This is a genomic window from Streptomyces sp. XH2, from assembly GCF_049725035.1.
In the GTDB taxonomy this organism is placed as follows: Bacteria; Actinomycetota; Actinomycetes; order Streptomycetales; family Streptomycetaceae; genus Streptomyces; species Streptomyces roseoverticillatus.
This window is the reverse complement of sequence record NZ_JBMMMZ010000004.1, coordinates 79,519-105,385: the sequence shown is the minus strand read 5'-3', so window position 1 is coordinate 105,385 and position 25,867 is coordinate 79,519. Positions and strand designations below refer to the sequence as shown.

Here is a 25,867-nt window from a genome sequence, read left to right as displayed (position 1 = left end):
CCCCCCGCTCGCTCAGCCCAGCACCTTCTCCGGCAGGATCGGCAGGTCCCGGACCCGGACGCCCGTCGCGTGGTGGACCGCGTTGGCGACCGCCGCGGCCGTGCCGACGATGCCGATCTCGCCGATGCCCTTGCTGCCCATCGGGTTGAGCAGGGGATCCGTCTCGTCGATCCAGTGCGCCTCGACGCCGCGGACGTCCGCGTGCGTCGGCACGTGGTACGAGGCGAAATCCCGCTCCGCGAAGTCGCCGAACCGCGGGTCCATGGTGCTGCCCTCCAGGAGCGCCATGCCCACCCCCATCGTCATGCCCCCGATGAACTGGCTGCGCGCCGTGCGGGCGCTGAGGATCCGGCCGGCGGCGAAGACGCCCAGGAGCCTGCGGACCCGTACCTCTCCCGTGTCGGTGTCGACCGTCACCTCCGCGAACTGCGCGCCGAAGGCCGCCTTCGCGTGCGGCGGGTCGGACGGGACGTCGCCCTCGGTGTCGGCCGTGGCGGTCAGGCCGCCGGGCGGCACGGTCCCGCCGCGCGCGTCGACCATCCCGTTCAGCGTGCGGCAGGCCTTGTGCACGGCCCACCCCCACGAGCCGGTGCCCGCGGAGCCGCCGGCGAGCGGCGCCGCGGGCAGGGCGCTGCTGCCGATCTCGACGGCGACCCGGTCGAGGGTCACGCCGAGCGCGTCGGCCGCGACCTGCGCGAGGACGGTGCGGGCGCCCGTGCCGATGTCGGTGGCGTTGATCCGCACGCGGTAGCGGCCGGTCTCGGTGACGTGCGCCTCCGCGGAGGACGGCATGAGGTAGACGGGGTAGTAGGAGGAGGCCACCCCGGTACCGGTGAGCAGCCGGCCCTCGGCGCGCGAGCGCGGGCGGGGATCGCGCGCGTCCCAGCCGAAGCGGCGCGCCCCCTCGCGCAGGCACTCCACCAGGTGCCGGCTGCTGTACGGCTTCCCGCTGTCCGGTTCGGCCGCGGTGTCGTTGCGCACCCTCAGCTCGACCGGGTCCACCCCGGCGGCACAGGCGAGTTCGTCCATCGCGCACTCCAGCGCGTACATCCCGGGGGCCTCGCCGGGCGCCCGCATCCACGACGGGCTCGGGACGTCGAGCGCGACGACCCTATGCGTGGTGCGGCTGTTCGGCGAGACGTACATGGCGCGCGACGGGACCGCCGCCTGCTCCACGAACTCGCGCACGGTGGAGGTGTGCGTGGTGACCTCGTGCGCGAGCGCGCTGATCACACCGTCCTCGCCCGCCCCGATCCGCAGCCGCTGCACGAGCGGCGCCCGGTGCCCGACGACCGCCGCGAGCTGGGCCCGCGGCAGCGCCAGCCTGACGGGGCGGCCGGTGTGCCGGGCGGCCATCGCGGCGAGGACGACCTGCGGCCGGGGCGTGCCCTTGCAGCCGAAGCCGCCGCCCACGTGCTCGGCGACGACCGTGATCCGCTCCTTGGCCATGCCGAACAGACCGGCCAGCGTCTCCTGCACGGCGTTCGCGCCCTGGCAGGAGTCGTACGCGACGAGCCGGCCGTCCTCCCAGCGGGCCGTCGTGGCGTGCGGCTCCATGGGGTGGTTGTGCAGGGCGCGCATCGTGTACGTGGCGTCGACGCGTACGGGCGCGCTCGCGTACGCGCCGTCGAAGTCGCCCCGCTCCCGGACGCCCGGGACGCCCGCGTTGGCCGTCTCGGGGACGTAGAGGCCCGGGTGGCCGGGCGTGAGCACGACGTCGTGCTCCTCGGGGGCGTACGAGATACGGACCGCGGCCGCCATGGCGCGGGCGGCCTCCGGCGTGTCGGCGACCGCCAGCGCCACGTACCAGCCGCGGTGCGGCACCCGGTCGTTCTGCAGCACCAGCAGGGTGCCGTCGTCCGTGTCCTTCAGCCGCGGCGCGTTCTCGTGCGTCAGGACGGCCACGGCACCGGGCTCGGCCAGCGCCGCGCCGGAGTCGACCGCCACGACCCGGCCGCGCGGGACCGCGGCGGGGACGGGCCACGCGTACGCCGTGCCCGGCGGGGTGTGCTCCGCGGCGTAACGGGCCGAACCGGTGACCTTCTCGCGGCCTTCGAGGCGTACGGGACCGGGGGTGCTCACGGTGCGGTCGCCTCCTCAGCGGGCGCGGCGAGGTCGCCGAGCACCCGCACCGCCAGGTTGCGGGCCAGCCGCACCTTGAAGGCGTTGTCGCGCAGCGGCTCGGCCGCCGCCAGCTCGGCCTCCGCGGCCCCTACGAACGACTCCTCGGTGGCCGGGGCGCCGCGCAGCGCCTCCTCCGCCACCCGCGCCCGCCACGGCTTGTGGGCCAGCCCCCCGAAAGCCAGCCGGACCTCCTCCACGACTCCGGCACGGACGTCGAGCGCCGCGGCGACGGAGGCGAGCGCGAAGGCGTACGAGGCGCGGTCGCGCGCTTTCCGGTACGCCGAGCGCCCCGCGGGCGGGGCCGGCAGCCCGACGGCCACGACGAGCTCGGCGGGCTCGATGACCGTGTCGCGGTGCGGCTCGTCACCGGGCAGCCGGTGGAAGCCGCAGAGCGGAACGGTGCGTTCGCCGCCGGGGCCGCGCAGGTGCACGACCGCGTCGAGCGCCGCGAGGGCCACGGCCATGTCGGAGGGGTGCGTGGCGACGCACGCCGCCGAGTGGCCGAGCACGGCCAGGTCGCGGTGGACGCCCTCGCGGGCGGGGCAGCCGCTGCCCGGCTCCCGCTTGTTGCACGGCTTGGACACGTCCTGGAAGTACAGGCAGCGGGTGCGCTGGAGGAGGTTCCCGCCCGTCGTGGCCGTGTTGCGGATCTGCCCGGAGGCGCCCGCCAGCACCGCCTGGGACAGCGCGGGGTAGCGGGCCCGCACGGCGGGGTGAGCGGCGAGGTCGCTGTTGCGGACGTTCGCCCCGATGCGCAGGCCGCCGTCGGGCGTCTCCCGGACCTCCGCGAGCGGCAGCCGGCCGATGTCCACCAGCAGACCGGGGGAGGCGACCCCCAGCTTCATCAGGTCCACCAGGTTCGTACCGCCGCCGAGGAACATCCCGCCGGGCGAGGCCACGAGGGCCGCGATCGCCTCGTCGACGCCCCCGGCGCGCGTGTACGCGAACGCCCTCACCGCGTCACGTCCTCGATGGCGGCGACGATGTTCCCGTACGCGCCGCACCGGCACAGGTTCCCGCTCATCCGCTCACGGATCTCCTCCGGAGTCAGGGGAACGGGCACGCCGGCGGCCGTTGCCCCGGGGCCCGTCACCACGGACGGCGCGCCCTCGCCCGCCTCGGCGATCATCCCCACCGCGGAACACAGCTGCCCCGGCGTGCAGTAGCCGCACTGGAACCCGTCGCGCACCAGGAACGCCTCCTGCAGCGGATGCAGTGCGTCCCCATCGGCCAGGCCCTCCACGGTGGTGACCTCCGCCCCGTCGTGCGCGACGGCCAGCAGCAGGCAACTGTTCGCCCGCCGCCCGTCCACCAGCACCGTGCACGCCCCGCACTGCGCGTGATCGCACCCCTTCTTGGCCCCCGTCAGCCCCAGGTGCTCGCGCAGCGCGTCGAGCACGGTCGTGCGGTGGTCGAGGCCGGGAAGACGATGCCGGACGCCGTTGACGCGCAGGGTCACGGCGGAGCTGGTCTGCGGTGGCTCCACGGCGCCTCGCTTCCCTGTATCCCGCCCGACACCGTCACGAGGTCCCCGCTCCACCCACCCGCAAACGCGCTCGCGCGGCGGTGCACCCGTTCGGTCCAGGCGGGCTCGGCCACCTGGATGTCCCTGGGAACACCGAGACCGGCCGTTGCCCGGCGCCGGCCGGTGTTCACGCCGGCGCCGGCGGCTCCGGGAGCCAGTCGCGGGCCGGGTCGTACTCCAGCCACCGGCTTCGTCCCGCTTCCGTGGCGCAGGCGGCGGTGAGGTCGTTCAGGCCGGGATGGCCGTTTCCGGTGCGCCACAGCAGGGACCACGCGTACAGCGGTGTCGGATCGACCAGGGGGACGGACCGCAGCCCGGGGATCTTCGGCAGCGGCACGTCGGCGGGCAGCAGTGAGAAGCGGGCCGCGGATGCCGCCACCTCGGTGAGGAAATGGACGAGGCCCAGGTTGACGCCCGCGGTCCTGTCCCGGATGCCGAAGCGCTCGGCGAACTGGTGGAGGAAGTCGAGCCGGTCCAGCGCCCCGGGTGACCACAGCACGCTGCCGCGCAGCTGGTCCGGCCGCAGTGCGGGCTCGGCCGCGAGCGGGTGGGCCGTGCTCAGGACGGCGTCCACCGGTTCGAGGCGGACGAGGCGGTGGGTGAGCCCGGCGTGCAGCGGGGGGTGGACCCGGCCGAAGGCCGCGTCGATGTCGCCGTCGATCAGCGCGGCCGTCACCGACGGCAGGTCGCGCCCGTGCCCCGGCACCAGCTCGCCGGCCCGTCCGGCGAGCTGGGCCAGGGTACGCATCGGCGCGTAGAGGTGCCCCCAGACGTCCACGCGCAGCGGGCGGTTCTCCCCGGCCACCGCCGCGACCGCGGCGTCGGCGGCGGCCACGGTGTGCCGGGCCGGCGGGAGGAAGCGGCGTCCGGCGTCGGTGAGGCGCACCCCGTTGCCGCCCCGCTCGAACAACGCGGTGCCGAGCAGGGATTCCAGCCGGGCGATCCGCTTGGACAGCGCCTGCTGGGAGATGGCGAGCGTCCCGGCCGCCCGCCCGAAGTGCAGTTCCTCCGCGGCGCGGACGAAGGCACGTACCTGCGCCACATCGAGATCCATGGCTCTCACCATAGGTGACAACCAAAGGTTGTCGGCCTCTCTGGTGGGTTGTTGGATCGCGGGGCGGTGCCCGGGGTTGCATGCCGGGCATGCAAAGACTGATTCCCACGGGGGAAGCGGCGCGTCCCGTCGCCTTCGCCGAAGCGCCCCAGCCCGTCCCGGGGCCCGGCGAAGCGCTGATCAAGGTCGAGGCGTTCGCGCCGAACCGGGGCGAGACGTTCCTCCTCGAAGACCCGCGGCCGGGACTGCTGCCCGGCAAGGACGTCGCGGGGCTCGTCGTGCAGGCCGCGGCCGACGGCTCGGGCCCCGGCATCGGCACTCGCGTGGTCGGGCATCCGGCGCTGGGCGGCTGGGCCGAGTACGCCGCCGTGCCCACGCACTCCCTCGCGGCGCTCCCGGACGGCGTCGACAGCGTACGGGCCGCGGCCCTGCCGCTGGCGGGGATCACCGCCCTGCGGCTGCTGCGCACGGCCGGTTCGCTGACGGGCCGGCGGGTGCTGCTGACCGGCGCCTCCGGCGGCGTCGGCCACTACGTCACCGAGCTGGCCGTCGCGGCCGGAGCCGAGCTGACCGCGGTGACGGCCACGCCGGCGCGCGGCGCGGCGCTCGCCGCGATGGGCGCGGAGGTGGTGCACGACATCGCCGCGGCACGCGGGCCGTTCGATGTCGTGCTGGAGTCCACGGGAGGCCCCGGCCTGCCGGCCGCCCTCCTCAAAGCGCGCCCGGGCGGCATGCTCGTGTGGTTCGGGCAGGCGAGCCGCGCCCCGGTCACCCTCGACTTCTTCGAGCTCCTCCAAGGGCCCGAGCGCGTCACGATCCAGCACTTCCACTACGCCGGCGCCCCGTACGGATCCGATCTCGCCGCACTGGTACGCCTCGTGGAACAGGGGCGGCTGCACCCGGAGATCGGCCGGATCGCCGGCTGGGCGGAGACGGCCGGCACGCTGGTCGACCTGAGGGAGCGCCGGATACGCGGCAAGGCCGTACTGCTGACGGGAGAAGGACGATGACCCCCTCCGAGTTCGCCGCCGCCCAGTGGACACGCGCCACCGGTGCGGGCGTGGACCCCCACGAATACCGCCGCGTCACCGGTGGCCTCACCTCCGTAGCCGACTGGGGGCCGTCCTTCCTGCGCACCGGACAGGCCTACCTGGAGCGCGCCGAGGACGCGGGATCGGCCGTGTCGGCGGGTGAGCACCTGCTGATGGCGGCCCGCTGGTTCCACCTCGCCACGCTCGCGCCGTCCGCGGAGGCGGACCGCGCGGCCGCCGCAGCGGACCGTGCCCTGGGCAGCGCCCTCGCCGCGCTGGAGCCCGGTGCGCGGCGCGTGAGCGGCGAGGGCTTCACCGGCTTGCTGCGCGGCCCCTCGGACGCGCCCGGCACCGTGGTCGTCGTCCCCGGCCTGGACTCGGCCAAGGAGGAGTTCCTGGATCTGGTGTCCGCGCTGCTGGCCAGGGGGCTGGCGGTGTTCGCGATGGACGGCCCCGGGCAGGGGGCGCTCGCGGCCACGTCCTTCCTCCGGCCCGACTACGAGCAGGTCGTGGGCCGGGTCATCGACGCCCTCGGCGTCCCACGCATCGGGCTCGTCGGCCTCAGCCTGGGCGGCTATTTCGCGGCCCGGACCGCGGCACTGGAGCCGCGGGTGGCGGCGGTCGCGACCGTCAGCGGCCCCTTCCGCCTCGACTGGGAGGAACTGCCCCCGCCCGTACGGGACATCATGGCCCGGCGCACCGGAGGCACCGACGCCGCCCGCGCGTTCGCCGGTCACGTGGACCTCGCCGCACTGGCACCCCGCATCACGGCCCCGCTGCTGGTCGTGGACGGTGGCGAAGACGTCATTCCCGGCGTGACGAACGGCGAGCCGCTGGCGTGTCAGGCACCGTACGGCACTTACCTGTCCGTCCCCCACGGTGACCACCTCCTCGGGAACGCCCGGCCCGACTGGCTGCCCCGCCTCACCGATCACATCCAGCGGGCACTGACGGAGGAGGCACCCGCCACCGGAATGAAATGATCAACGGTGGGGTCCGGCCGGGGCGGAGTCCGCGTCCCGCGTACCGGACGGCGGCTACGCCCTGCGCTGACGCGAAGGGGCCCCGGGGCCGTTCCCGGCCCGGGGCCCCTTCGCTCACGCGGTCCTACGAACCGCTGCCGTACGGGCGGGTGAGCACCTCGAGGTAGTGGCCGGAGGGGTCGGGGAAGTAGACGCCCCGGCCGCCGTCGTTGTGGTTGATCTCGCCCGGGCGGGTGCGGTACGGATCGGCCCAGTAGGGCAGGCCGGCCTCCTCGATCCGCGCGAAGACGGCGTCGAAGGACTCCTCCGGCACCAGGAACGCGTAGTGCTGCGGGACGATGTTCTCGGGCTGGTCGCTGGTGGCGAAGTCCAGCGCGACGCCGTTGCCGGTGACGACGGGGACGAACGGCCCCATCTCCGGCGCGACCTCCAGGCCCAGGATGTGCGCCAGGAACTCGGCGGACTCGTGCTTGTCCCGGGAATGAACGATGGTGTGATTCAGCTCGACTGACACGATGCAATGCCTCCACAGGCATCTCCCGGACGCCGGCCCCCCTCCCACCCGGATGGTGGAAGAGACCGATGTCCGTCAACGACCCTAAGCGGCCGCCCGGGAGATGTCATGGGGCTTCGGACCTACTCCGTGAGGACTGGTCAGGGGCCCTTCCGCCGGCTCCCGGCCGGCCCTGCCCTCAGTGCCCGCGCGCGATCCACTCCGGCAGGGCGGGCGCCTCGCCGCCGACCGTCGTGTTCTCCCCGTGCCCCGTGCGCACCACGGTCGCCGGCGGCAGCGACAGCAGCCGCTCCCGGATCGAGTCGACGATGGTCGGGAAGTCGGAGAAGGACCGGCCGGTCGCGCCCGGCCCGCCGTGGAAGAGCGTGTCGCCGGTGAACACGGTGCCGAGCTCCGGGGCGTGCAGGCAGACGCCGCCCGGGGAGTGGCCGGGCGTGTGCAGCACCGTCAGCGCGGTGCCCGCGACGGTCAGCACCTGGCCGTCCGCCAGCTCCCCGTCGGGGGCGGTGCCCGGGTGGGTCTGCTCCCACAGCTTGCGGTCGGCCGGGTGGAGGAGCACGGGCGCGCCCGTGCGGGCCGCGAGCTCCGGCGCCGCGTCGATGTGGTCGTTGTGCGCGTGGGTGCAGACGATCGCGGTCAGGCGGCGGCCGCCCACGGCCTTCTCGATCGCGGCCGCGTCGTGGGCGGCGTCGATGACGAGGACCTCCTCGTCGTCGCCCACGAGCCACACGTTGTTCTCGACGTCCCAGACGCCGCCGTCGAGCGCGAACACTCCCGACGTGACGAGGTGTTCGATGCGGGCCATCACACGGTCCCCGGCGTGGTCGTCGGCGTCGCGCGGGGCGAGGTCTCCGCTCCCGGCATCAGCACCACCGAGCGCAGCACCTCGCCCTTCTCCATGCGGTGGAAGGCCTCCTCCACCTCGTCCAGCGCGATCGTCTCGCTGACGAACGCGTCGAGGTCGAGGCGGCCCTGCAGGTAGAGGTCGATGAGCAGGGGGAAGTCCCGGGACGGCAGGCAGTCGCCGTACCACGACGACTTCAGCGCGCCGCCGCGCCCGAAGACGTCCAGCAGCGGCAGCTCCAGCTTCATCTCCGGCGTGGGCACGCCCACCAGAACGACGGTCCCGGCGAGGTCGCGCGCGTAGAACGCCTGGCGGTACGTCTCCGGGCGGCCGACCGCGTCGATGACGACGTCGGCGCCGAAGCCGCCGGTCAGCGAGCGGATCGCCTCGACCGCGTCCACCGAGGACGAGTTGACGGTGTGGGTGGCGCCCAGGCCCTTCGCCTGCTCCAGCTTGGCGTCGGAGAGGTCCACCGCGATGATCTTCGCGGCGCCGGCCAGCCGGGCCCCGGCGACGGCCGCGTTGCCGACGCCGCCGCAGCCGATGACGGCGACGGAGTCGCCCCGGCCCACGGCGCCGGTGTTGATCGCGGCGCCCAGGCCGGCCATCACGCCGCAGCCCAGCAGGCCGGCGGCGGCCGGCGAGGCGGCCGGGTCGACCTTGGTGCACTGCCCGGCGGCCACCAGGGTCTTCTCGGCGAAGGCCCCGATGCCCAGCGCGGGGGAGAGCTCCGTGCCGTCGGTCAGCGTCATCTTCTGCTGGGCGTTGTGCGTGTTGAAGCAGTACCAGGGACGGCCGCGCAGACACGCCCGGCACTGCCCGCACACGGCGCGCCAGTTGAGGATGACGAAGTCGCCCGGAGCCACTTCGGTCACTCCGGCACCGACCGACTCGACCACACCCGCGGCCTCGTGGCCGAGGAGGAACGGGAACTCGTCGTTGATTCCGCCTTCCCGGTAGTGCAGATCGGTGTGGCACACCCCGCATGCCTGGATCTTCACGACGGCCTCGCCCGGGCCGGGATCCGGGACGAGGATCGTCTCGACCCGTACCGGATCGCCCTTGCCTCGGGCGATGACACCGCGTACTTCTTGCGCCATGGGGTGCTGCCTTTCTCGGTGGTCGGATCTCTGCGTCGGACCGCCCTCCACTCTGCGCGGGAATCCGTGCGGTGTCCAACATCCCTTCCCGATCACATTCAGCAGTCCTGATGATCAATCATGGCGAGCAGGGCCCGGGCGGCGGCCGTCGGCTGACCCGCCGCCGGCACGGCGACGGCCACCTTCCACCGCGTGGGCCCCGCCAGCGGTACGGCACTGAGCCCGCGCGCCTGCTCCTTGAGCGTCACCGGGCGCGGCACGACCGCCGCGCCCAGGCCGCGCGAGACCAGATCGAGCAGCGTGTAGACGTCGTTGACCTGCAGGGCGACCTTACGAGCCACGCCCGCGTCGGCGAACGCGAGGTCCGCGGCCCGGCGCGCGCCCCAGTCCGGGTGGAGGTCCACGAACACCTCGCCGGCCAGCCGCGCCGCCGGCACCGGCCCACCGGTCCCGGCCAGCGGATGATCCGCCCGGCAGAGCAGCATCAGCGGCTCCTCCGCGACCCGCCGCAGCCGCACCCCCTCGTGCAGCCCGTCGTGCACGACGAACGCCACGTCGAGCTCGCCGCGCCGCACCTGCTCCAGCAGCCGGCCCGAACCCGCCTGCTCCATGTGCACCTCGACCTGCGGGTGGCGCGCGTGGAAGGAGGCCAGCAGCGCGGCGGCGTCGACCGTGCCCATGCACTGCTCGGTGCCCACCGACAGCGTGCCGCCCATCAGCCCCTGCACCGCCGCGACGGCCTCCCGGGCGGCCGCGGCGCACGCCAGCGTCCGCCGCGCCTCCACCAGCAGCGCCCGCCCGGCGTCCGTGAGCCCCACCCGCCGCGTCGTGCGCAGGAACAGCTCGGCGCCCAGCTCCCGTTCCAGCGCCCGCACCGAGGCCGACACCCCGGACTGGGCCACGCGCAGCCGCTCGGCCGCGTGCGTGAAGTGCTGCTCCTCGGCGACCGCCACGAAGTGCTCAAGGTGTCGGAGTTCCATGATTCAGCATCGTAGGTGCTGGATGAGAATTCCCTCCCGCCCACCGGGAACCGCCCGGCGCCGCCGTCGCGTCTCTCCCTCCGGACCGTTCCCGTCCCTGGCCGATACGGGGCCTTCCGGCGCCGCGAGTCGGCCATCCACAACCCCTGCCACACCCGTCCCGAGGATCTTTCCCGGCCAACTACGTCACTGGCGGAACCACGGCCTCACGGCTCGCACCTGGTCAGGAGGGCGCGGCGGGCGTTCCGGCAGTGGCCAATCCTCTACCTGTGGTGCAGTCAGGACGCGAGGTGTCTGTCTAATCTCCCTCGCCATGCGCAGACACACGTTCGGACGCCTCGGGCTGTCCGCCACTCTCGCCTCTGTCGTCGCCCTCATGGGCATGGCTCCGTCGGCCTCCGCCGCGGACACCCCGCCGATGACGGTCACCGCCGACAAGGCGTCCGCCTCGCCGGGCGACACGGTCACCATCACCCTGAAGTTCACCAACGACCAGACCACGAACACCCAGTTCGTGTACCAGTCGATACAGCCGACGTGGAACACCTCGCAGGACCCCGCGCTCAAGTACGCGTTCGCCTCCTGCACGGGTGACGTGACCCGCTGCGACGTCACGGGCAAGCAGAGCGGCTCCATGAACTACAACGTGCCGGTGCTCCCCGGCGCCAGCCGCACCGTGACCCTGAAGTACAACATCGCCGCGGACTCGGCGTGCGGCCCGAGCCGGCGCATCGAGTTCTACACCTACCTGTACTACGAGTACCAGGGCGGCCAGGCCAAGAAGGACGGCGTCAGCTCCATCGGCACGGACATCGCCTGCAAGACGCCGGCGGCCCCCGCGAAGGCGGCCCGCGCCGGGCACTGACCCACGCTGGACCACCGCAGCACCACGCCGTAGGTCCGGCCCGGCCAGGAGCGCGCCCTGGCCGGGCCCGGTCCGCTCAGTCCGCGGCCAGGTGCCTGCCGAAGAACGCCTCGATCCGCTGCCAGGCGTCCGCGGCGGAGGCCGGCTCGGGGCCGATGCCCATGACGGCGCGCATGACCGGCCGCAGCGCCGGCGGCACGTTGTCGGCCTCGTTGAAGAACGAGTGCCCGGCATCCGGGTAGAGCTTGACGTCGTGTTCGACGCCGGCGCGCTCCAGCGCCGTCCGGATCGTGGCCGCGTAGCCCCGGAAGGCCCGGTCCTTGGCGCCGTAGCTGGCGATCACCGGGCAGGCGCCCTTCATCGCCCCGTCCGCGTCCGAGGGCGCCCGGCCGTAGTTGGCCGCCGCCGCGTCGTACCGCCCCTGACCGGCCAGCACGAGCGCGAAGCCACCGCCCATGCAGAAGCCGATGACCCCGACCTTGCCCGTACAGCCGGGGTCGGCCAGCAGCCACTGCCGGGCCGCCTCGATGTCGCCGTAGACCCGGCCGCGGCCGGAGAAGACCGACCGCATGGTCGGCACCAGACAGCGGTACGGGGACCGGCCGTGGTAGAGGTCGGGCATCAGGGCCAGGTAACCCGCCTCGGCCATCCGCTCGTTGAGCCTCTTGTTGACCGCGTCCGCGCCCGACGCCTCGAAGAGGACGACCACTCCCGGCCGCGGCCCGTCCCCCGGAGGCCGCGCGAGAAAACCCCGGAGACCGGGGAGACCGCCGTACCGGGTGCTGAACTCCGACAGATCGACTTGTTCGGTCATTCCTGAACCGTATGTCAACAACGGCCGGAGCGGGGGCGGTTCAGGACCGGTGGTGCCAGCGCGGCGACGCCGCGTCGTAGCAGGCCTCGCAGACGGGGAACGACACGCTGCCCAGGGCGGGCACCCGGAGGGTCAGGGCGAGGTCCGGATAGGCCTCCTCGGAGCAGATGTGCGTCATGCCGTGGTGCGCCAGGGTGCACACGCAGTGGCACGGCTCGACCTGCTCCACCGAGCCCATGGAGGGGACGGGCGCCCGTTTCAGACTCCCGAAAACTGACATATGGGTATTTTATCTCAGGTGGTCCATGACGGCCTTCCCCACGCCGACGGCGACTGCGGCACCGGCCCGTCCGCCTCGGGCGCCGGGTCCGGCAGGTTCAGGGCCCGGGCCGCGAGACCCTCGCGCGCCAGGTCGCGCACCCGGCCCGCCTCGGTGACGGCCACCGTCCACAGCGGCTCCAGCCGCGCGCCGCGCCGCGCCTTGGCCCGGGACGTGCCGATGCCGAGGTGCACGGCGCGGGCCCCCAGCTCGTGGGCCAGCCGGAGCGGCTCGTAGAACATCAGGCCGAAGTAGCAGCCGCGCGTACCGGGACGGCTCTCGTCCACGCCGATCAGCCGCACCCACAGCACGTCGCGGTAGTGGAAGACCAGGTGGCAGCCGACCGTGCGGCCGGCGAGCCGCGCCCGCACGACGTACGCGCCGGGGAGCTCGGCGCAGCGGGCCAGATAGCGGGAGAAGCGCCCGCCGGGACGGTCGTAGACGGTGCCGTACATGCGCTCGTGCAGCACCAGCAGGTCGCCGATCTCGTCGTCGGGTCCGGTCAGCGGGCGGGTGGAGAAGGCGACGCCCGCCATGGTGTAGCGCCGCAGGTCGTCCTTGACCTGGTTGCGGTGGGTCTTCTCCAGGCCGGCGAGGTAGCCGTCGAAGCCGGTGCCGGGCACGTCGAGCCAGGCGTCCCACGCGATCAGACCGGCCGGGTGGCCCGCGGTCTCGAAGGCGGCCGCGGGCCCGCTCGGCAGGTACGGCAGGAGGGCGACGCCCGGAGGGCGTTCCCGGTGCTCCCCGGCGAGCAGGCCCTCGGCGACCTCGGCGGCCGGCAGCCGCTCCGGCCCGTAGCGGAGTTCGTTGAGATAGCCGGTGCGCGGCCCGGCGACGACGCAGCGCTCGGCCGGGAGCCGTTCGTCGAGGAGGAACCCCGGGCGGTAGCGCCCGGCCTGCACGGCCGGCCCGTCGGTGACCGGGGCGAGGGCCGCCGCGCGCTCCCGCGCGCACATCAGCAGCCAGCGGTACCGGTGTCCGTGCTCCCGCAGCAGCTCCAGCCAGGAGTCGCTGCTGTACAGGCCGCGCGCCGGGGCCAGGGGATGGCGCGCGGTCGCTTCCGGCAGTGATGCGTACGCGTACGAGCCGATCACTTGGTCCTTTCCGCCGCTCCGCGGTCACGGACACCGTCGAATATAGCGGCGGCGCGCCGCCAAATGGGGGCAAACGAGGGCGGGAGCCGGGAAGCGGCGGCTTTCCCTCCGAAGGGGTGAAGAGGGGAGTACGGAGGGCATCTCCGCCCGCACGGCGGGGAAAGGTGAGGGACCGGGCCGGCCGTCACCGGTCACGGCCGGCGCGGCGATCCCGTCGCGCCGCGCGAGAAGGACGAAGGACTGGAAGCACATGGCAACAGGCACGGTGAAGTGGTTCAACGCGGACAAGGGCTTCGGCTTCATCACGCAGGACGACGGCGGCCCGGACGTGTTCGTCCACTTCTCCGCCATCCAGACGACGGGGTTCAAGGAGCTCTACGAGGGGGACAAGGTCTCCTACGACGTCACGCAGGGGCCCAAGGGGCCCCAGGCGGAGAACGTCGTCCGCCAGTGACCCCGGACGCCCCCGGCCGTCCTACGGCAGGGCCGCCGCCATCCTGCGCACCCCTTCGGTGAGCAGCTCCGGCGAGGTCGCGAAGTTCAGCCGCACGTGCCCCGCCCCGCCCGTGCGGAACGGCAGCCCGCCGGTCAGCGCGACCCTGCCGCGCTCCAGGAACACGGCGGCCGGATCGTCCCCCAGCCCGAGCGCCCGGCAGTCCAGCCAGGCCAGGTAGGTGCCCTCCGGCCGCAGGCAGCGGACGCCGGGCAGGTGACGCTCCAGCAGCTCGCCCAGCAGCCGCCGGTTCTCGTCCAGCCCCGCGAGGACGGCGTCGAGCCACTCGCCGCCGTCCCGCAGCGCCGCCGTGTGCGCGAGGACCCCGAAGTGGCTCGGGCCGTGGCTGACGATCCCGGGCAGCCGCGCCAGGTCGTCCGCGGCGGCCGGGCCGGCGACGGCCACGGCCGCCTTGAGCCCGGCCAGGTTCCAGGCCTTCGACGCGGAGAGCAGGGCGAAGGCGTCCTCCGCACCGGGCACCGACAGGTACGGCACGTACTCCGCGCCCGGCAGCACCAGCGGGGCGTGGATCTCGTCGGCCACGACCCGTATGCCGTACGCGCCCGCCAGCTCGGCCACGGCCGCCAGCTCCGCCCGCGTGTGCACCGTGCCGGTCGGGTTGTGCGGGTTGCACAGCAGGTACGCGGCCCGCCGCCCGCCCGCCGCGGCCTGCCGGAACGCCGCCTCCAGGGCCGCTGTGCCGAGCCGCCCGTCCGGACCCAGCGGGGCCTCGACCACACGCCGGTCCTCGTGCTCCAGGAAGCCGAAGAACGGCGGGTACACGGGCGGGTTGACGACGACCGCGTCGCCCGCCCCTGTCACCAGCTTCAGTACCTCGACCGAGCCGCGCATGACGTCCGCGACGGTCGCCGTGCGCTCGACCGCCACGCCGTCCCAGCCCCAGCGCTTCCTGGCGAACGCGTCCAGCGCCTCCGCGTAGGCCGTGCCGGAGGCGTAGCCCGTGTCGCCCAGGGCGACCGCTTCGGTGAGCGCCCGCGCCACGGGCGCGGCGGGCATCACGTCCATCTCGGCCACCCACAGCGGCAGGACGTCCGGCGGGTAGGCGCGCCATTTCGCGCTCGTACGGCGCTGCAGCTCGCCGAGGGAGAGCCTGCGCAGGGGATGCGTCCCGCCGCCGGACACGTCGTCGTATGAGTCGTAGGACATGGGGGTCATTGTGCGAACGCGGGTGCGGCACCGGTAGAGGGGCGGCGCTCGTGCCGCGTGCTCACTCCGCCGTCCCGCTCTCGCGGCGTCCCGCCGCCGCCCAGCCCCGGTGCGCGGGGTGCCGTCCCGCGGGCTGCCCCACCGCCGGGGGCTCGGGGACCTGCGGCACCTGCCGGGTCACCACCGCGCCCTGCTTCAGCGTCACCGGCTCGCCGTAGTGCTCGATGTCCAGCGTGTCGCCGTCCACCAGCTCGTACGTGGCCTCCGGTCCCGTGATCTCGACCCGCAGCCGGCGCTCCAGCACCTGCACCGTGAACGCCAGCCGGCCCAGCTGCTCCGGGAGCTTCGGCGCGAAGCCGACCGAGCCGTCGCAGTGGCGCAGCCCGCCGAAGCCCGCGACCAGGGCGATCCACGCGCCCGCGAGCGAGGCGATGTGCAGGCCGTCGCGCGTGTTGCTCTCCAGGTCGGACAGGTCCATCATCGCCGCCTCGCCGAGATAGTCGTACGCCAGCCGCAGCTGGCCCACCTCGGCGGCCATGACGGCCTGGACGCACGCCGACAGGGAGGAGTCGCGCACCGTCAGCGGCTCGTAGTAGGCGAAGTTGCGGGCCTTCTCCTCGGCGGTGAAGGCGTCCCCGCGCAGGTACATGGCCATGACCAGGTCCGCCTGCTTGATCACCTGCTTGCGGTAGATGTCGAAGTAGGGGAAGTGCAGCATCAGCGGGTACTGCTCGGGGCGGGTCCCCGCGAAGTCCCACAGCTGGTGGCCCGTGAAGCCGTTGGACTGCTCGTGGACGCCGAGCACCTCGTTGTACGGCAGGTTCATCCGCTCCGCCGCGTCCCGCCACTCGGCGGTCTCCTCGTCGTCCACGCCGAAGTCCAGGGCCAGGTCCGGGTGGCGCTCGGCCGCGTCCGCCGCCGCCCGCAGGTTCTGCTGGGCCATCAGGTTCGTGTAGACGTTGTCGTCGGAGATGGCGCTGTACTCGTCCGGGCCCGTCACCCCGTCGAGGTGGAACCGCCCCTGGTGGTCGTGGTGGCCCAGGGAGCGCCACAGCCGTGCGGTGTGGACCAGCAGCTCCAGGCCGACCTCCCGCTCGAAGGTCGTGTCGCCCGTGGCGTGCATGTAGCGCACCACGGCGTCCGCGATGTCCGCGTTGACGTGGAACGCCGCCGTGCCCGCCGGCCAGTACGCCGAGCACTCGTCGCCGTTGAGGGTCCGCCAGGGGAACGCCGCCCCCTTCAGGCCCAGCTGCTGGGCGCGGTTGAGCGCGGCCGGCAGGGTGGCGTGGCGCCAGCGCAGCGGCTGCGCGGCCGCCTGCGGGGCGGTGCACGTGAGCACCGGCAGGACGAACGTCTCGGTGTCCCAGAAGCTGTGCCCGTCGTAGCCCGGGCCGGTCAGCCCCTTGGCCGCGATGGCCCGGCACTCCGCGCGCGCCCCCGCCTGCAGCACGTGGAACAGCGCGAAGCGCACGGCCTGCTGGATCTCGGCGTCGCCGTCGACCTCCACGTCCGCGCGCTCCCAGAACTCCCGCAGGAACTGCTCCTGCTCGGCGCACAGCCCCTGCCAGCCGGTGCTGGTCGCGCCCGCCAGCGCCGCGTCCACCTGGTCGTGCATCGCCGGCAGGGAACGGGTGCCCGACCAGCCGTAGGCAACGGTCTTCTCCAGCCGCAGCCGCTGCCCGGGGCGCAGCACCGACGTGACCGTGTACCGGCTGAGGTCATCGGTGCTCGTCGCGTACGTGCGCGTGTCCTGCGGGCCGTCCACGGCGTGGACGGCGGCGGTCGCGATCCGCAGCCCGCTGCGCTGGGTCCGGTGCACCAGCCGCAGCACGTCCCCGTCGGCGGAGTGCTCCTCCGCCACCAGCGGGGACTCCAGCACGGCCGCCACCCGGGGGTCCCCGGCGGCCCTGGGCAGCTGCTCGTTGGCCACCAGCTCCGACTGCAGGACGATCCGCGCGTCGCCGTTGACCGGCTCGACCTCGTAGGCGATGGCGGCGACCGCGCGCTGGGTGAAGGACACGAGCCGGGTGGAGCGCACCCGCACCGTGCGGCCGGAGGGCGAGGTCCACTCGACGGTGCGGTCCAGCAGGCCGGTGCGGAAGTCCAGCACCCGCTCGTGGTGGAGGAGCCGGCCGTAGCGCAGGTCGAAGGGCTCGTCGTCGACGAGCAGCCGGATCACCTTGCCGTTGGTGACGTCGATGACGGTCTGCCCGGACTCCGGATAGCCGTAGCCGGCCTCGGCGTACGGCAGCGGCCGCAGCTCGTACACCCCGTTCAGGTACGAGCCCGGCAGGCCGTGCGGCTCGCCCTCGTCCAGATTGCCGCGCCAGCCGATGTGGCCGTTGGCGAGGGCGAAGACGGACTCGCTCTGCGGCAGCACCTCCAGGTTGAGCGCGGTCTCGCGCAGGCACCATGGCTCGACGGCATAGGCCGGATGGGTGATCACGTGTGCTCGCCCGCCTCTCCCAGCAGTTGCTCCAGGTCCTGGACCACCACGTCCGCACCGTGGCTGCGCAGGGCCTCGGCCTGGCCGACGCGGTCGACGCCGACGACGTAGCCGAAGGCGCCCGCCCGGCCCGCCTCCATGCCCGCCAGCGCGTCCTCGAAGACCGCCGCTCGCCCCGGCTCCGCCCCGAGCTCCCGGGCCGCCTCCAGGAAGGTGTCCGGGTGCGGCTTGCCGGGCAGCTTGCGCTCGGCCGCGACCACGCCGTCGATCCGCACCTCGAACAGGTCGTCGATGCCCGCGGCGACGAGCACGTCGTGGCAGTTGGCGCTGGAGGAGACGACGGCCCGGCGCAGCCCGGCGGCGCGGGCCGCGTGCACGTAGCGCACGGAGCCCTCGTACGCCTCCACGCCCATCTCCTTGATCTTCTCCAGGACGATCGCGTTCTTGCGCGTGCCGAGGCCCTGGACGGTGTCCCGCCCGGGCGGGTCGTCCGGGGCCCCTTCGGGCAGACGGATACCCCGCGAGGCGAGGAACGAACGCACGCCGTCGGCCCGCGGCATGCCGTCCACGTACTGGTCGTAGTCCTCCACCGCGTCGAAGGGGCGGAAGCCCTCGCCGTCCCGCGCTCTCAGGAAGGCGTCGAACATCTCCTTCCAGGCGGCCGCGTGCACGGTCGCCGTCCGGGTCAGCACCCCGTCGAGATCGAACAGGCATGCGCGAATGGACTCGGGAAGGCCGAGGCTCGTCATGCGGCCATGATGCCCCGTCGGGCGGGCGTGCGCCCGGCGCATACACTCGCTTGCGCCCGTCGCCCACCAGCCGCCCCGTCCACCCAACGGCCGCGCACGCCCGGGCAGGGGCGTGCGGAGTGCTCCGTTCAGACCCGTAAAGTGATCAAATGACCCATCCTGTTGATGCTGTCGATGCCGCCGCGGTCGCCCTGGGCGAGCGTGTCTGGATCCCCCATGACGACGAGGTGGCCCTCGGCCGCACGTTCCTCTCCCACCGTGACGCGCTGGAGCCGCGCCTGCTGCCGGACATGCCGCGCAGCACCGACCCGCAGGGCTGGATCACCCAGCACGTGCTGTGGCTGGAGGACGTGGCGGCCCTCGCCGAGAACCTCCGCAACCAGTGGTACGGCCACCTGCCGGTCAGTCATATGACGGCCCTGATCTCGGCCTACGCCGAGCACGCCCGCGCCGTGACCCCGCTCGCCGCCCACCTGCGCGAGGCATGGGCCGCCGAGTCGCCCACGCCGCGCACCCAGGAGCAGGTCACGTGGTGGGAGGACTGGCACCTCCCGCCCGCCCAGCGGCAGCAGCTCGACGCACTGACCCACCGGCTGATCGTCATCGGCTCGGTGGTCGTCGCGGCGGTCACGGGCGCGTGGCACGAGGCTCCTGCGGAGGGCGCCTGACGGCGAGCGGGGCGGCCCGGCGCGCGGCACCTCGGCTTTCCGGTGCCGCGGCACCCGAGTCCGCCGCCGTGGTGAGCAACCCCCGCGGTGGTGTCCGGCGGTGCCGGGGCGGCCTCGGCCGGGGCTGATCACAGCTCGGCACCGCCGGTCCGCTCCGCGGGGGTTGATCGTTGCGGCGGGGGAGGGGCGGGGCACCCGGTCTGCTGACGCACCGGCCCGGTGGTCAGTGCACGGGCGTCACGGCCTCCAGCCCCGCCGGGAGCGTTCCCGTGTGGACGATCCCGAGCGACTGCGTCGCGCGGGTCAGCGCCACGTACAGGTCGCTCACGCCGAATTCCGCCGGTTCCGCCACGACCACCGCGTCGAACTCCAGGCCCTTGGCCTGCCGGGGGTCCAGCAGCACGACCGGCCGGGTCAGGTCCGGTGCCGGGCCGTACGACGCGCCGGGGAGCGCGGCCGCCAGGGCCGCGTGGTGCGCCCGCGGGGCGATCACGGCCAGGCGGCCGTCCCGCGGCAGATCCCGGGCCACGGCCGCGGCGACCGCGCCCGGCAGGTCCGCGGCACGGTGCGCCCAGGGGCGCACGTCCGTGGAGCGGATCGAGCGCGGCGGCTCGAACGACGGGTCCGCGGCGCGCAGCACGCCCGCCGCGACCTCCATGATCTCGGCCGGCGTGCGGTAGTTGACGCCGAGCCGCACGTGTTCCCAGCGATCGCCGACGTAGGGCTCCAGGATCGGTGCCCACGCTCCGCAGCCGCCCGGCTCGGACGTCTGCGCCGGGTCGCCGACCAGCGTCATGGAGCGGGTCGGGCACCGGCGCATGAGCAGCCGCCACGCCATCGGGGACAGCTCCTGCGCCTCGTCCACGATGATGTGGCCGAACGCCCAGGCGCGGTCCGCGGCGGCGCGCTCGGCGGCGCTGCGGTGGTCCTCCTCCTCGTGCCGCTCCGCGAGCCGCTCGGCGTCGACGAGGTCGTGCGCGGCGAGCACCTCCGAATCGTCGTCCTCGCGGTCCTCGAACTCCTGGGTGCGCGAGCCGTACGACAGGTCGAGCACGCCCTGGGCGTACGCGACCCGCCGCTGCCGCTCGGCCTCGGCGGCGGCGCGGGCGGCCGAGTCGTCCTCGCCGAGCAGTTCGGCGGCCTCGTCGAGGAGCGGGACGTCCGCCGGTGTCCACGGGCCGCCGGTGCGCAGGATCGCCTCGGCGTCCGCGGCGGGCAGGTGGGCGGGTTGGGTGAGGAAGTCCGCGACCAGCTGACGGGGCGTGAGCTGCGGCCACAGCTCGTCGATCGCCGCGTGCACCTCCCGGCTGGCCGCGACGGCCTTGCCGAGCTGGGCGATGTCGTCCGGGCCGAGGAAGTTCGGCCCGCCGTAGGGGTCCGCGCCTATGCGGTCGGCGAGCTGCCGGGTGAGGGCGTCGATGACGTGGAAGGCGAAGTACGGGCGGGCGAGGTTGTGCGGCAGCTTGGTCTCGCGGGCGTGGTGGCGCGCGTCGGAGGCGATGTCGGCGTCCAGCAGCAGCTCGCCGTCCTCGTGGTCGATGACGATCGCGGGGTCGGGAAGGGTCTGCCGGTCGCGGACGTACGCGGCCAGGGCGTCCGCCATCGCGGCGGCGCCCTTGACCTCGGCGGCCCGCGGCGTGTCGGTCCCGGTCGCCGTCACGCCGGGGAAGAGCTCGCCGGGTGTGGCGAGCAGCACGCCCGTCTCGCCGAGCGAGGGCAGCACCTCGCCGATGTAGCCCAGGAACGCGGGGTTGGGGCCCACGATGAGCACGGCGCGCCGGGACAACTGCTCGCGGTGGGCGTACAGCAGGTAGGCGGCGCGGTGCAGGGCGACGACGGTCTTCCCGGTGCCCGGCCCGCCCTCGACGACGAGGACGCCGCGCTGCGGTGCGCGGATGATGCGGTCCTGCTCGGCCTGGATGGTCTGGACGATGTCGTGCATCCGGCCGGTGCGGGCCGCGTCGAGCGCGGCGAGCAGCACGGCGTCCGCGTCGGAGCCCTCGTGCCCGGTGCGCTCGGTGTCGGTGAGGTCGAGGATCTCGTCGTGCAGGGCGGTGACCCGGCGGCCCTCGGTGGTGATGTGGCGCCTGCGCCGCAGCCCCATGGGCGTGTGCCCGGTGGCGAGGTAGAAGGGGCGCGCCACTTCGGCCCGCCAGTCGATGACCAGCGGGGTGCGGTCAGCGTCGTCGCGCCGGATGCCGATGCGGCCGATGTGGTGGTCGCGGCCGTCGCGGAACGCGAGCCGGCCGAAGCACAGGCCGCGCTCGCCGGCGTTGAACGCGGAGAGGAGCCCGGACTGCTCGGCCACCATGACGTCGCGTTCGAGCCGCGCCTGGAAGGTGCTGCCTCCCCGGGCCAGGGCCTGCGCCACCGCCGCCTCGGCTCCGGCGCGCAGTTCGGCGAGCCGCTCGTGGAGCAGATCGATGAATTCTTGCTCGTTGCGCATGTCCGCGATTGACAATTCAGCTCCCGCCGGGATATGATGGCCTCATAAAGCTTCCCCCTGCCCTGATTTGCGAAGGCAGGGAAACCCCCAATATACGCAGAGAAATACCCCGGACGTCAATATGTCCGGGGTATTTCTCGTGCGCCGGAGCACCTCTGCTTCAATTCCCGGCCCGCTCACCCGGTGAACAATTGCCGGAGCCTTAGGGTGAGTTCGTACACTCCGTACGCGAAAGGCGCTCCCACCCACAGCCAGCTCACCACGAGCACCGCCTTGCGGACAGGGGTCACGCGCCCGCTCCCTTCTCCGGTACGGCGGCCGCCTGCCGCCCGTCCCCGCCGCCGGCCGGCTCGTGGTGGCGCGGGTGCACCGGCCGTACGAGCTCGTTGGCGGCGAAGCCCACGGCCAGCAGCCCGATCATGACGAGGAACGACGTGGTGTACAGGCCGGGCCCCGTCCGGCCCGCGGACTTCCCGGCATCGGCGACCGCGTTGACGATGAGCGGCCCGAGCACCCCGGCCGTGGACCAGGCCGTCAGCAGCCGGCCGTGGATCGCACCGACCTGGTAGGCCCCGAACAGGTCCTTCAGATAGGCGGGCACGGTCGCGAAACCGCCGCCGTAGAACGACAGCACCATCGCAGCGCACGCGATGAACAGGGGCTTCGCGGAATCACCCGCGAGGGCGAGCAGGAGATACATCAGCGCACCCGCCCCGAGATACAGACGGTAGATGTTCTTCCGCCCCACGGCGTCGGAGACCGAGGACCACACGATCCGCCCGAGCATATTGGCGAGCGAGAGCAGACCGACGAAACCCGCGGCCGCGGCCGGACCGACGGGGGAGGAGGAGTCCGCGAAGAAGTCGGTGATCATCGGGGCGGCCTTTTCCAGAATGCCGATGCCCGCGGTGACGTTCGTGCAGAGGACGACCCACAGACACCAGAACTGCGGTGTGCACAGGGCGTTGCGCGCCGACACCTGCCCCGTCGTGACGAACCCGCGGGACGGCGCGCCCGCCGCGCGTCCGGCCGCCGCCTCCGGGGAATCCGGCGGCACCCGGACCAGCAGCACGCCCGGTGTCATGAAGACGGCGTACGCACCGCCCATCACCAGGAACGTCCGGGCGATCCCCGGCGCGTCCGTGCCGAAGGCCGACAGCAGCTCCGCCGACCACGGCGAGGCGATCAGGGCGCCGCCGCCGAATCCCATGATGGCGATGCCCGTGGCCATGCCCGGACGGTCGGGGAACCACTTGATGAGCGTGGACACCGGCGAGATGTAGCCGATGCCCAGGCCCGTCCCGCCGATGAGGCCGTAGCCCGCCACCACGAGCCAGTACTCGCGCGTGGCCGCCCCCAGCGCGGCCACCAGGAAACCGGACGAGAAGCACGCGGCCGACACGGCCATCGCCCGGCGCGGACCCCTGCGCTCCACGAACGTGCCGCCGAACGCAGCCGACAGGCCGAGCATCACGATGGCCACCTGGAACGGCAGCGCCGACGCCGTGCCGGACAGGCCCAGCGAGGACTCCAGCGGCGGCTTGAACACGCTCCAGGCGTAGGCCTGGCCGATGGCCAGGTGGATGGAGAGCGCGGCCGGCGGGACCAGCCAGCGGCTCCACCCCGGCGGGGCGACGACACCGGATCGGGCAGGCATGCCCGGACGCTACAACGCCCGGCGGCTTCCGGACAGACCGCGCGCGGCCCAGGGGTCAGCGGGCGGCGACCCCCGCCGTGGCCAGCCATCCCTCGAGCTGCCGGCGCGAAGCGACACCGCTGAAGCGGAAGACCTCGCGGCCCTCGCGGAGCAGCAGCACCGTGGGGACGCCCAGGACATCGAAGCGCTCCTGTGCCCACGCGGCCCGGTCGACGTCGACCTTCACCCCGGTCAGGGCGGCTCCGCGGGCCTCGACCGCGTCCTCCAGGACGGGCGTGAGGAAGGCGCAGGGGCCGCACCACGGAGCCGTCAGGCCGACGAGTACGGGCACGGGTCCGGCCAGCAGCCGCTCCAGTTCGTCCTCCGCCACGACCTCGCGCAGGACACCGCGCTCCTCCGGAGCCTCATCGCCGTCCTCGCCGTCCTCGCCGTCTTCGTATTCCTCATCGTCCTCGTCGTCCTGCCCGGCGGCGGAGGAGGGCGTCGCGGCCTCGGCGGCCGCACCGGCGAACAGGGCCGCGTTCTGGGGCGGCGCGGAGATGCCGTTGACGCACAGCCCGGCGGCCAGCAGCCGCTCCAGCACCGCCGGGTCGAGCGCGTGCCCGGGGCGCTCGGCCACCGACACCTCGGCCAGCTGCGGGAGGTGCGTGAGCACGGCGCCGGCCAGATCGTGGCCGAAGGGCATGCCGTCGAAGGCGAGGGTCGTCAGGTGCGGCGCCTCCGCGAGCGCACGGAGGTGCTCCGGCCGGAAGGCCGCCGCCTCGCTGAGGACGAGGGAGTCCAGGGACGCGGCCGTCTCCGAGCCGGCGAGCGCGGCCAGCCCCGCGCCGGTGAACCGCGCGGACTCCAGGACGAGATCGGTCAGTTCGGGCATGCCGCCCAGCGCGGCGACCCCCTCGTCGGTGAAGTCGCCCGCCAGCACGAGCGTCCTGAGCGCCCGCTGCCCCGCGATCGCCCGGACCAGGGCGTCCGTCGCCCCGGCCAGGTCGGCGACGACGAACGCGTCGGACGGCAGCTGCGCGAGGGCGGTGGCGAGGGTGTCCGCGTCGAAGGTCTCCCCGCTGCCGTCACCGCCGTCCGCACCGGTCGCGTCCAGCACGTAGACGAGCCGGGAGCCGGACGACAGCGCCACCGGGCCGCACGCGTCCAGCTCCACGGGCTCGCCGCCGCCCTCCGTGTAGCGGACGAGGGTGCCGGGGATGCCTCGCGGGGGGAACTCGATCACACGTGCGCTCATGCCTCCATGCTAGGCGCGGCCCGGTGGCGCGGAGCCGGCCGTCCGCCGCGGGCCGTACGGCTCAGGCCCGGGTCCCCGCGCAGTCCTCCAGCTCCGCGGCGAGGTACGGCGCGGGCTGCGGGACCGTGCCGTAGTCGGCGTCGCTGTGCGCCTCCAGGTTCCGTACGGCGGCGGTGAGATGGGTGGTCACCGCACGCCACCAGCGCTCGTCGGGCGAGGGCGCGGCGGGGGCACCCGGGCCGGCGGGCCGGTCCGGGCCCTCCTCGCCCTCCTCCCAGAAGAAGCGCGCCGAGGACTCGACCACGCCGTAGCGGCTCGGCCGCCGGTCGCCGCGGATGGGGGTGGGCGGCGTACCGAGGATCCGGTCGCCGTCCTGCGCGTACAGCCCGGCGGCCTGCTGGAGCCACCACTGCGCGGCCTGCCGCTCGCTGTGCTGCAGGTGGTGCAGGTACAGGCAGCGGGCCGCCGTCGCGGAGCCGGCGCCGGCGGCGAACCGCCACCAGAACGCCGCGCCTTCGTGGCGTCCGGCGAGGTGCAGCAGGCAGGCGAAGGCCAGCGCGCCGCGCGGCTCGATCGCCGGGTCGTCGACCAGCCGGGCCATCGCGGCGACCGCGGAGCGGTCGTGGACGACGCGGGCCGAGAGCGAGCCCAGCTCCGTGGCCGCCCGCTCGTGCAGGGCCGTGCGCCTGGCCGTGCCCAGGGGCGGGGCGGCGGGCACCGCTCGGCCGGCGCGGTCGTGGTCGTGGCGGATGCTCTGGGCGCGGCGGTCCATGGCGTCCGCCCGGTTCCACACGACGCGGCCGGCGATCCGCGCGAGGGCGGCCCGCTCGTTGTAGCCGTCGAACGTGCCCGTCGGCACGGCGGCTTCCGCGAGCACCCCGTCGATGCCGGCCGGCCGGTCGCTTCCCTGTTCCTGGCGCATGTGGTTCACGCCTCCTCTTCTCCTTCCCGGGCTTCCGGAGCGTCAGGGGCTTCCGGAGTCCATGCGATCTCCAGATCGCGGGCCAGGCGCCGTCTCGCCCCCCGGACGTGCGAGCGCACCGTGGCGGGCGAGATGCCCATGATCCCGGCGACGCGCTGCACGGGATAGCCGAGCACGTAGCGCAGCACGACCACGTCGAACTGGCGGTCGGGGAGCCGGGTGATGGCCGCGTACAGCCCGAGCCGCGACTCCAGCACCTCCAAGCGGGCGCGGCTCGCCTCCCGGACCGCCGCGAACGCCGCCGTCTCGACGAGCGCCGTGGCGCCGCGCCGCCTGGCCGCCAGCAGCTTGGTGATCTTCTCCTTGAGGGCGGCCAGGGCGTACGCGGCGGGGTTCGGCTGCCGCCGCACCTCGCCCCAGGCCAGCGCCAGCTGGCAGAAGACCTCCTCCACGACCCACTCGGCGTCCGGCTCGCTGTCCAGCTGGAGGTGGGCGTAGCGGAGGTAGGGCCGGTGGTGGAGCGAGAAGAAGGCGACGAAGTCGGCCGGCAGGCCCTCCGACAGGTCCTCCCGCAGTGCCGGCCAGGGCCGGGGCCCGGTCCGCCGCCCGGTGATGCCGGTCATGCGGCTCCCTCCCCGGGCCCGGGCGGCCGACAATCGCATGCCTGTACCTGCACCTGCACGTCCTCTCGCCGATGGACGGTGCCGTCCTCTCGGCACCCGGGGGCCACAGGGCCCTCACCCATCAGCCAAGCGAAACGGGGCCCCTGGCGTGCAGGCCGATCGTCCGAATGTCGTGCGGAGGGGGGGACAAGGGAGACGCGGTGGGCGCGCGG

25 protein-coding genes are annotated in these 25,867 nt (G+C 74.0%); 5 read left to right on the top strand and 20 right to left on the bottom strand.

Annotated elements, in window-relative coordinates; all coding sequences use genetic code 11:
• Nucleotides 1-12 precede the first annotated feature (12 nt).
• The 4 genes from ACOTKD_RS09950 to ACOTKD_RS09935 all read right to left on the bottom strand — a co-directional run bounded on the left by ACOTKD_RS09950 (nucleotide 13) and on the right by ACOTKD_RS09935 (nucleotide 4,703).
• The gene (locus tag ACOTKD_RS09950) at nucleotides 13-2,082 is read right to left on the bottom strand and encodes a xanthine dehydrogenase family protein molybdopterin-binding subunit (protein ID WP_424888509.1); all 2,070 of its coding nucleotides are present in this window, start codon (nucleotides 2,080-2,082) and stop codon (nucleotides 13-15) included.
• Nucleotides 2,079-3,080, bottom strand: a complete 1,002-nt coding sequence (locus ACOTKD_RS09945; RefSeq protein WP_424888508.1) for an FAD binding domain-containing protein — start codon at nucleotides 3,078-3,080, stop codon at nucleotides 2,079-2,081. Before ACOTKD_RS09945 ends, ACOTKD_RS09950 begins: the two co-directional genes overlap by 4 nt.
• Nucleotides 3,077-3,610, bottom strand: a complete 534-nt coding sequence (locus ACOTKD_RS09940; protein ID WP_424888507.1) for a 2Fe-2S iron-sulfur cluster-binding protein — start codon at nucleotides 3,608-3,610, stop codon at nucleotides 3,077-3,079. The genes ACOTKD_RS09945 and ACOTKD_RS09940 overlap by 4 nt, the downstream gene beginning before the upstream one ends.
• A gap of 166 nt (nucleotides 3,611-3,776) precedes the next feature.
• Nucleotides 3,777-4,703, bottom strand: a complete 927-nt coding sequence (locus ACOTKD_RS09935) for a LysR family transcriptional regulator (RefSeq protein WP_424888506.1) — start codon at nucleotides 4,701-4,703, stop codon at nucleotides 3,777-3,779.
• 89 nt (nucleotides 4,704-4,792) lie between these two features.
• Here ACOTKD_RS09935 and ACOTKD_RS09930 point away from each other — a divergent pair, with 89 nt between their 5' ends.
• Nucleotides 4,793-5,713, top strand: coding sequence for a zinc-binding dehydrogenase (locus ACOTKD_RS09930; protein ID WP_424888505.1), 921 nt, complete (start codon nucleotides 4,793-4,795; stop codon nucleotides 5,711-5,713).
• The gene (locus ACOTKD_RS09925) at nucleotides 5,710-6,717 is read left to right on the top strand and encodes an alpha/beta hydrolase family protein (protein ID WP_424888504.1); all 1,008 of its coding nucleotides are present in this window, start codon (nucleotides 5,710-5,712) and stop codon (nucleotides 6,715-6,717) included. Before ACOTKD_RS09930 ends, ACOTKD_RS09925 begins: the two co-directional genes overlap by 4 nt.
• 124 nt (nucleotides 6,718-6,841) lie before the next feature.
• Here the strand turns inward: ACOTKD_RS09925 and ACOTKD_RS09920 are convergent, their stop codons facing one another.
• The 4 genes from ACOTKD_RS09920 to ACOTKD_RS09905 all read right to left on the bottom strand — a co-directional run bounded on the left by ACOTKD_RS09920 (nucleotide 6,842) and on the right by ACOTKD_RS09905 (nucleotide 10,155).
• Nucleotides 6,842-7,231 carry a VOC family protein gene (locus ACOTKD_RS09920; RefSeq protein WP_424888503.1) on the bottom strand — a complete coding sequence of 130 codons (390 nt, stop codon included), beginning with the start codon at nucleotides 7,229-7,231 and terminating at the stop codon, nucleotides 6,842-6,844.
• 178 nt (nucleotides 7,232-7,409) lie between these two features.
• Entirely contained in the window at nucleotides 7,410-8,039 is a 630-nt protein-coding gene (locus tag ACOTKD_RS09915) for an MBL fold metallo-hydrolase (protein WP_424888502.1), read from the bottom strand.
• A complete protein-coding gene (locus ACOTKD_RS09910; protein ID WP_424888501.1) occupies nucleotides 8,036-9,175 on the bottom strand; it encodes an S-(hydroxymethyl)mycothiol dehydrogenase in 1,140 nt (379 codons plus the stop codon). The genes ACOTKD_RS09915 and ACOTKD_RS09910 overlap by 4 nt, the downstream gene beginning before the upstream one ends.
• Before the next feature lie 98 nt (nucleotides 9,176-9,273).
• Entirely contained in the window at nucleotides 9,274-10,155 is an 882-nt protein-coding gene (locus ACOTKD_RS09905) for a LysR family transcriptional regulator (protein ID WP_424888500.1), read from the bottom strand.
• A 313-nt stretch (nucleotides 10,156-10,468) separates the two neighbouring features.
• Between ACOTKD_RS09905 and ACOTKD_RS09900 the strand changes: the two genes are divergently transcribed.
• Nucleotides 10,469-11,020 (top strand): hypothetical protein, encoded by a 552-nt coding sequence (locus ACOTKD_RS09900; RefSeq protein WP_424888499.1) that lies wholly within the window; start codon nucleotides 10,469-10,471, stop codon nucleotides 11,018-11,020.
• Nucleotides 11,021-11,096: 76 nt separating this feature from the next.
• On the opposite strand, the gene ACOTKD_RS09895 is transcribed toward ACOTKD_RS09900, so the two are convergent.
• From ACOTKD_RS09895 to ACOTKD_RS09885, 3 genes are read right to left on the bottom strand one after another with little or no spacing between them, the layout of a single operon-like run.
• Complete coding sequence (locus tag ACOTKD_RS09895) at nucleotides 11,097-11,834, bottom strand: dienelactone hydrolase family protein (RefSeq protein ID WP_424888498.1); 738 nt, start codon at nucleotides 11,832-11,834, stop codon at nucleotides 11,097-11,099.
• Between the two features lie 40 nt (nucleotides 11,835-11,874).
• Nucleotides 11,875-12,114 (bottom strand): DUF6372 family protein, encoded by a 240-nt coding sequence (locus ACOTKD_RS09890; protein ID WP_424888497.1) that lies wholly within the window; start codon nucleotides 12,112-12,114, stop codon nucleotides 11,875-11,877.
• A gap of 14 nt (nucleotides 12,115-12,128) precedes the next feature.
• On the bottom strand, nucleotides 12,129-13,247 hold the full coding sequence (locus ACOTKD_RS09885; RefSeq protein WP_424888496.1) for a GNAT family N-acetyltransferase: 1,119 nt from the start codon (nucleotides 13,245-13,247) through the stop codon (nucleotides 12,129-12,131).
• A gap of 250 nt (nucleotides 13,248-13,497) precedes the next feature.
• Between ACOTKD_RS09885 and ACOTKD_RS09880 the strand changes: the two genes are divergently transcribed.
• Nucleotides 13,498-13,701: a cold-shock protein gene (locus ACOTKD_RS09880; RefSeq protein ID WP_424888495.1), complete on the top strand. Its 204-nt coding sequence runs from the start codon at nucleotides 13,498-13,500 to the stop codon at nucleotides 13,699-13,701.
• Between the two features lie 21 nt (nucleotides 13,702-13,722).
• On the opposite strand, the gene ACOTKD_RS09875 is transcribed toward ACOTKD_RS09880, so the two are convergent.
• From ACOTKD_RS09875 to ACOTKD_RS09865, 3 genes are all read right to left on the bottom strand, one after another.
• Nucleotides 13,723-14,907, bottom strand: a complete 1,185-nt coding sequence (locus ACOTKD_RS09875; protein ID WP_424888494.1) for a MalY/PatB family protein — start codon at nucleotides 14,905-14,907, stop codon at nucleotides 13,723-13,725.
• A 61-nt stretch (nucleotides 14,908-14,968) separates the two neighbouring features.
• A complete protein-coding gene (locus ACOTKD_RS09870) occupies nucleotides 14,969-17,353 on the bottom strand; it encodes a glycoside hydrolase family 65 protein (protein WP_424888493.1) in 2,385 nt (794 codons plus the stop codon).
• The gene (locus ACOTKD_RS09865) at nucleotides 17,350-18,102 is read right to left on the bottom strand and encodes an HAD family hydrolase (protein ID WP_424888492.1); all 753 of its coding nucleotides are present in this window, start codon (nucleotides 18,100-18,102) and stop codon (nucleotides 17,350-17,352) included. The genes ACOTKD_RS09870 and ACOTKD_RS09865 overlap by 4 nt, the downstream gene beginning before the upstream one ends.
• 149 nt (nucleotides 18,103-18,251) lie before the next feature.
• Here ACOTKD_RS09865 and ACOTKD_RS09860 point away from each other — a divergent pair, with 149 nt between their 5' ends.
• The gene (locus tag ACOTKD_RS09860; RefSeq protein WP_424888491.1) at nucleotides 18,252-18,770 is read left to right on the top strand and encodes a hypothetical protein; all 519 of its coding nucleotides are present in this window, start codon (nucleotides 18,252-18,254) and stop codon (nucleotides 18,768-18,770) included.
• Nucleotides 18,771-18,993: 223 nt separating this feature from the next.
• Here the strand turns inward: ACOTKD_RS09860 and ACOTKD_RS09855 are convergent, their stop codons facing one another.
• The 6 genes from ACOTKD_RS09855 to ACOTKD_RS09830 all read right to left on the bottom strand — a co-directional run bounded on the left by ACOTKD_RS09855 (nucleotide 18,994) and on the right by ACOTKD_RS09830 (nucleotide 25,655).
• Complete coding sequence (locus tag ACOTKD_RS09855) at nucleotides 18,994-21,216, bottom strand: HelD family protein (RefSeq protein ID WP_424888490.1); 2,223 nt, start codon at nucleotides 21,214-21,216, stop codon at nucleotides 18,994-18,996.
• Between the two features lie 176 nt (nucleotides 21,217-21,392).
• Nucleotides 21,393-21,476, bottom strand: coding sequence for an MFS transporter small subunit (locus tag ACOTKD_RS09850; RefSeq protein ID WP_424888802.1), 84 nt, complete (start codon nucleotides 21,474-21,476; stop codon nucleotides 21,393-21,395).
• 26 nt (nucleotides 21,477-21,502) lie between these two features.
• Nucleotides 21,503-22,873 carry an OFA family MFS transporter gene (locus ACOTKD_RS09845; protein ID WP_424888489.1) on the bottom strand — a complete coding sequence of 457 codons (1,371 nt, stop codon included), beginning with the start codon at nucleotides 22,871-22,873 and terminating at the stop codon, nucleotides 21,503-21,505.
• Nucleotides 22,874-22,928: 55 nt separating this feature from the next.
• Nucleotides 22,929-24,110, bottom strand: a complete 1,182-nt coding sequence (locus ACOTKD_RS09840) for a thioredoxin family protein (protein ID WP_424888488.1) — start codon at nucleotides 24,108-24,110, stop codon at nucleotides 22,929-22,931.
• A gap of 61 nt (nucleotides 24,111-24,171) precedes the next feature.
• Nucleotides 24,172-25,041: a hypothetical protein gene (locus tag ACOTKD_RS09835; protein WP_424888487.1), complete on the bottom strand. Its 870-nt coding sequence runs from the start codon at nucleotides 25,039-25,041 to the stop codon at nucleotides 24,172-24,174.
• On the bottom strand, nucleotides 25,038-25,655 hold the full coding sequence (locus tag ACOTKD_RS09830; RefSeq protein ID WP_424888486.1) for an RNA polymerase sigma factor: 618 nt from the start codon (nucleotides 25,653-25,655) through the stop codon (nucleotides 25,038-25,040). The genes ACOTKD_RS09835 and ACOTKD_RS09830 overlap by 4 nt, the downstream gene beginning before the upstream one ends.
• Nucleotides 25,656-25,867 lie beyond the last annotated feature (212 nt).

Bases quoted from the DNA above. Each gene is read 5' to 3' on its own strand.
- ACOTKD_RS09935 (WP_424888506.1), bottom strand. From the start codon at position 4,703: ATGGATCTCGATGTGGCGCAGGTACGTGCCTTCGTCCGCGCCGCGGAG.
- ACOTKD_RS09930 (WP_424888505.1), top strand. From the start codon at position 4,793: ATGCAAAGACTGATTCCCACGGGGGAAGCGGCGCGTCCCGTCGCCTTC.
- ACOTKD_RS09925 (WP_424888504.1), top strand. From the start codon at position 5,710: ATGACCCCCTCCGAGTTCGCCGCCGCCCAGTGGACACGCGCCACCGGT.
- ACOTKD_RS09910 (WP_424888501.1), bottom strand. From the start codon at position 9,175: ATGGCGCAAGAAGTACGCGGTGTCATCGCCCGAGGCAAGGGCGATCCG.
- ACOTKD_RS09905 (WP_424888500.1), bottom strand. From the start codon at position 10,155: ATGGAACTCCGACACCTTGAGCACTTCGTGGCGGTCGCCGAGGAGCAG.
- ACOTKD_RS09900 (WP_424888499.1), top strand. From the start codon at position 10,469: ATGCGCAGACACACGTTCGGACGCCTCGGGCTGTCCGCCACTCTCGCC.
- ACOTKD_RS09895 (WP_424888498.1), bottom strand. From the start codon at position 11,834: ATGACCGAACAAGTCGATCTGTCGGAGTTCAGCACCCGGTACGGCGGT.
- ACOTKD_RS09890 (WP_424888497.1), bottom strand. From the start codon at position 12,114: ATGTCAGTTTTCGGGAGTCTGAAACGGGCGCCCGTCCCCTCCATGGGC.
- ACOTKD_RS09880 (WP_424888495.1), top strand. From the start codon at position 13,498: ATGGCAACAGGCACGGTGAAGTGGTTCAACGCGGACAAGGGCTTCGGC.
- ACOTKD_RS09875 (WP_424888494.1), bottom strand. From the start codon at position 14,907: ATGTCCTACGACTCATACGACGACGTGTCCGGCGGCGGGACGCATCCC.
- ACOTKD_RS09865 (WP_424888492.1), bottom strand. From the start codon at position 18,102: ATGACGAGCCTCGGCCTTCCCGAGTCCATTCGCGCATGCCTGTTCGAT.
- ACOTKD_RS09860 (WP_424888491.1), top strand. From the start codon at position 18,252: ATGACCCATCCTGTTGATGCTGTCGATGCCGCCGCGGTCGCCCTGGGC.
- ACOTKD_RS09855 (WP_424888490.1), bottom strand. From the start codon at position 21,216: ATGCGCAACGAGCAAGAATTCATCGATCTGCTCCACGAGCGGCTCGCC.
- ACOTKD_RS09845 (WP_424888489.1), bottom strand. From the start codon at position 22,873: ATGCCTGCCCGATCCGGTGTCGTCGCCCCGCCGGGGTGGAGCCGCTGG.
- ACOTKD_RS09840 (WP_424888488.1), bottom strand. From the start codon at position 24,110: ATGAGCGCACGTGTGATCGAGTTCCCCCCGCGAGGCATCCCCGGCACC.
- ACOTKD_RS09830 (WP_424888486.1), bottom strand. From the start codon at position 25,655: ATGACCGGCATCACCGGGCGGCGGACCGGGCCCCGGCCCTGGCCGGCA.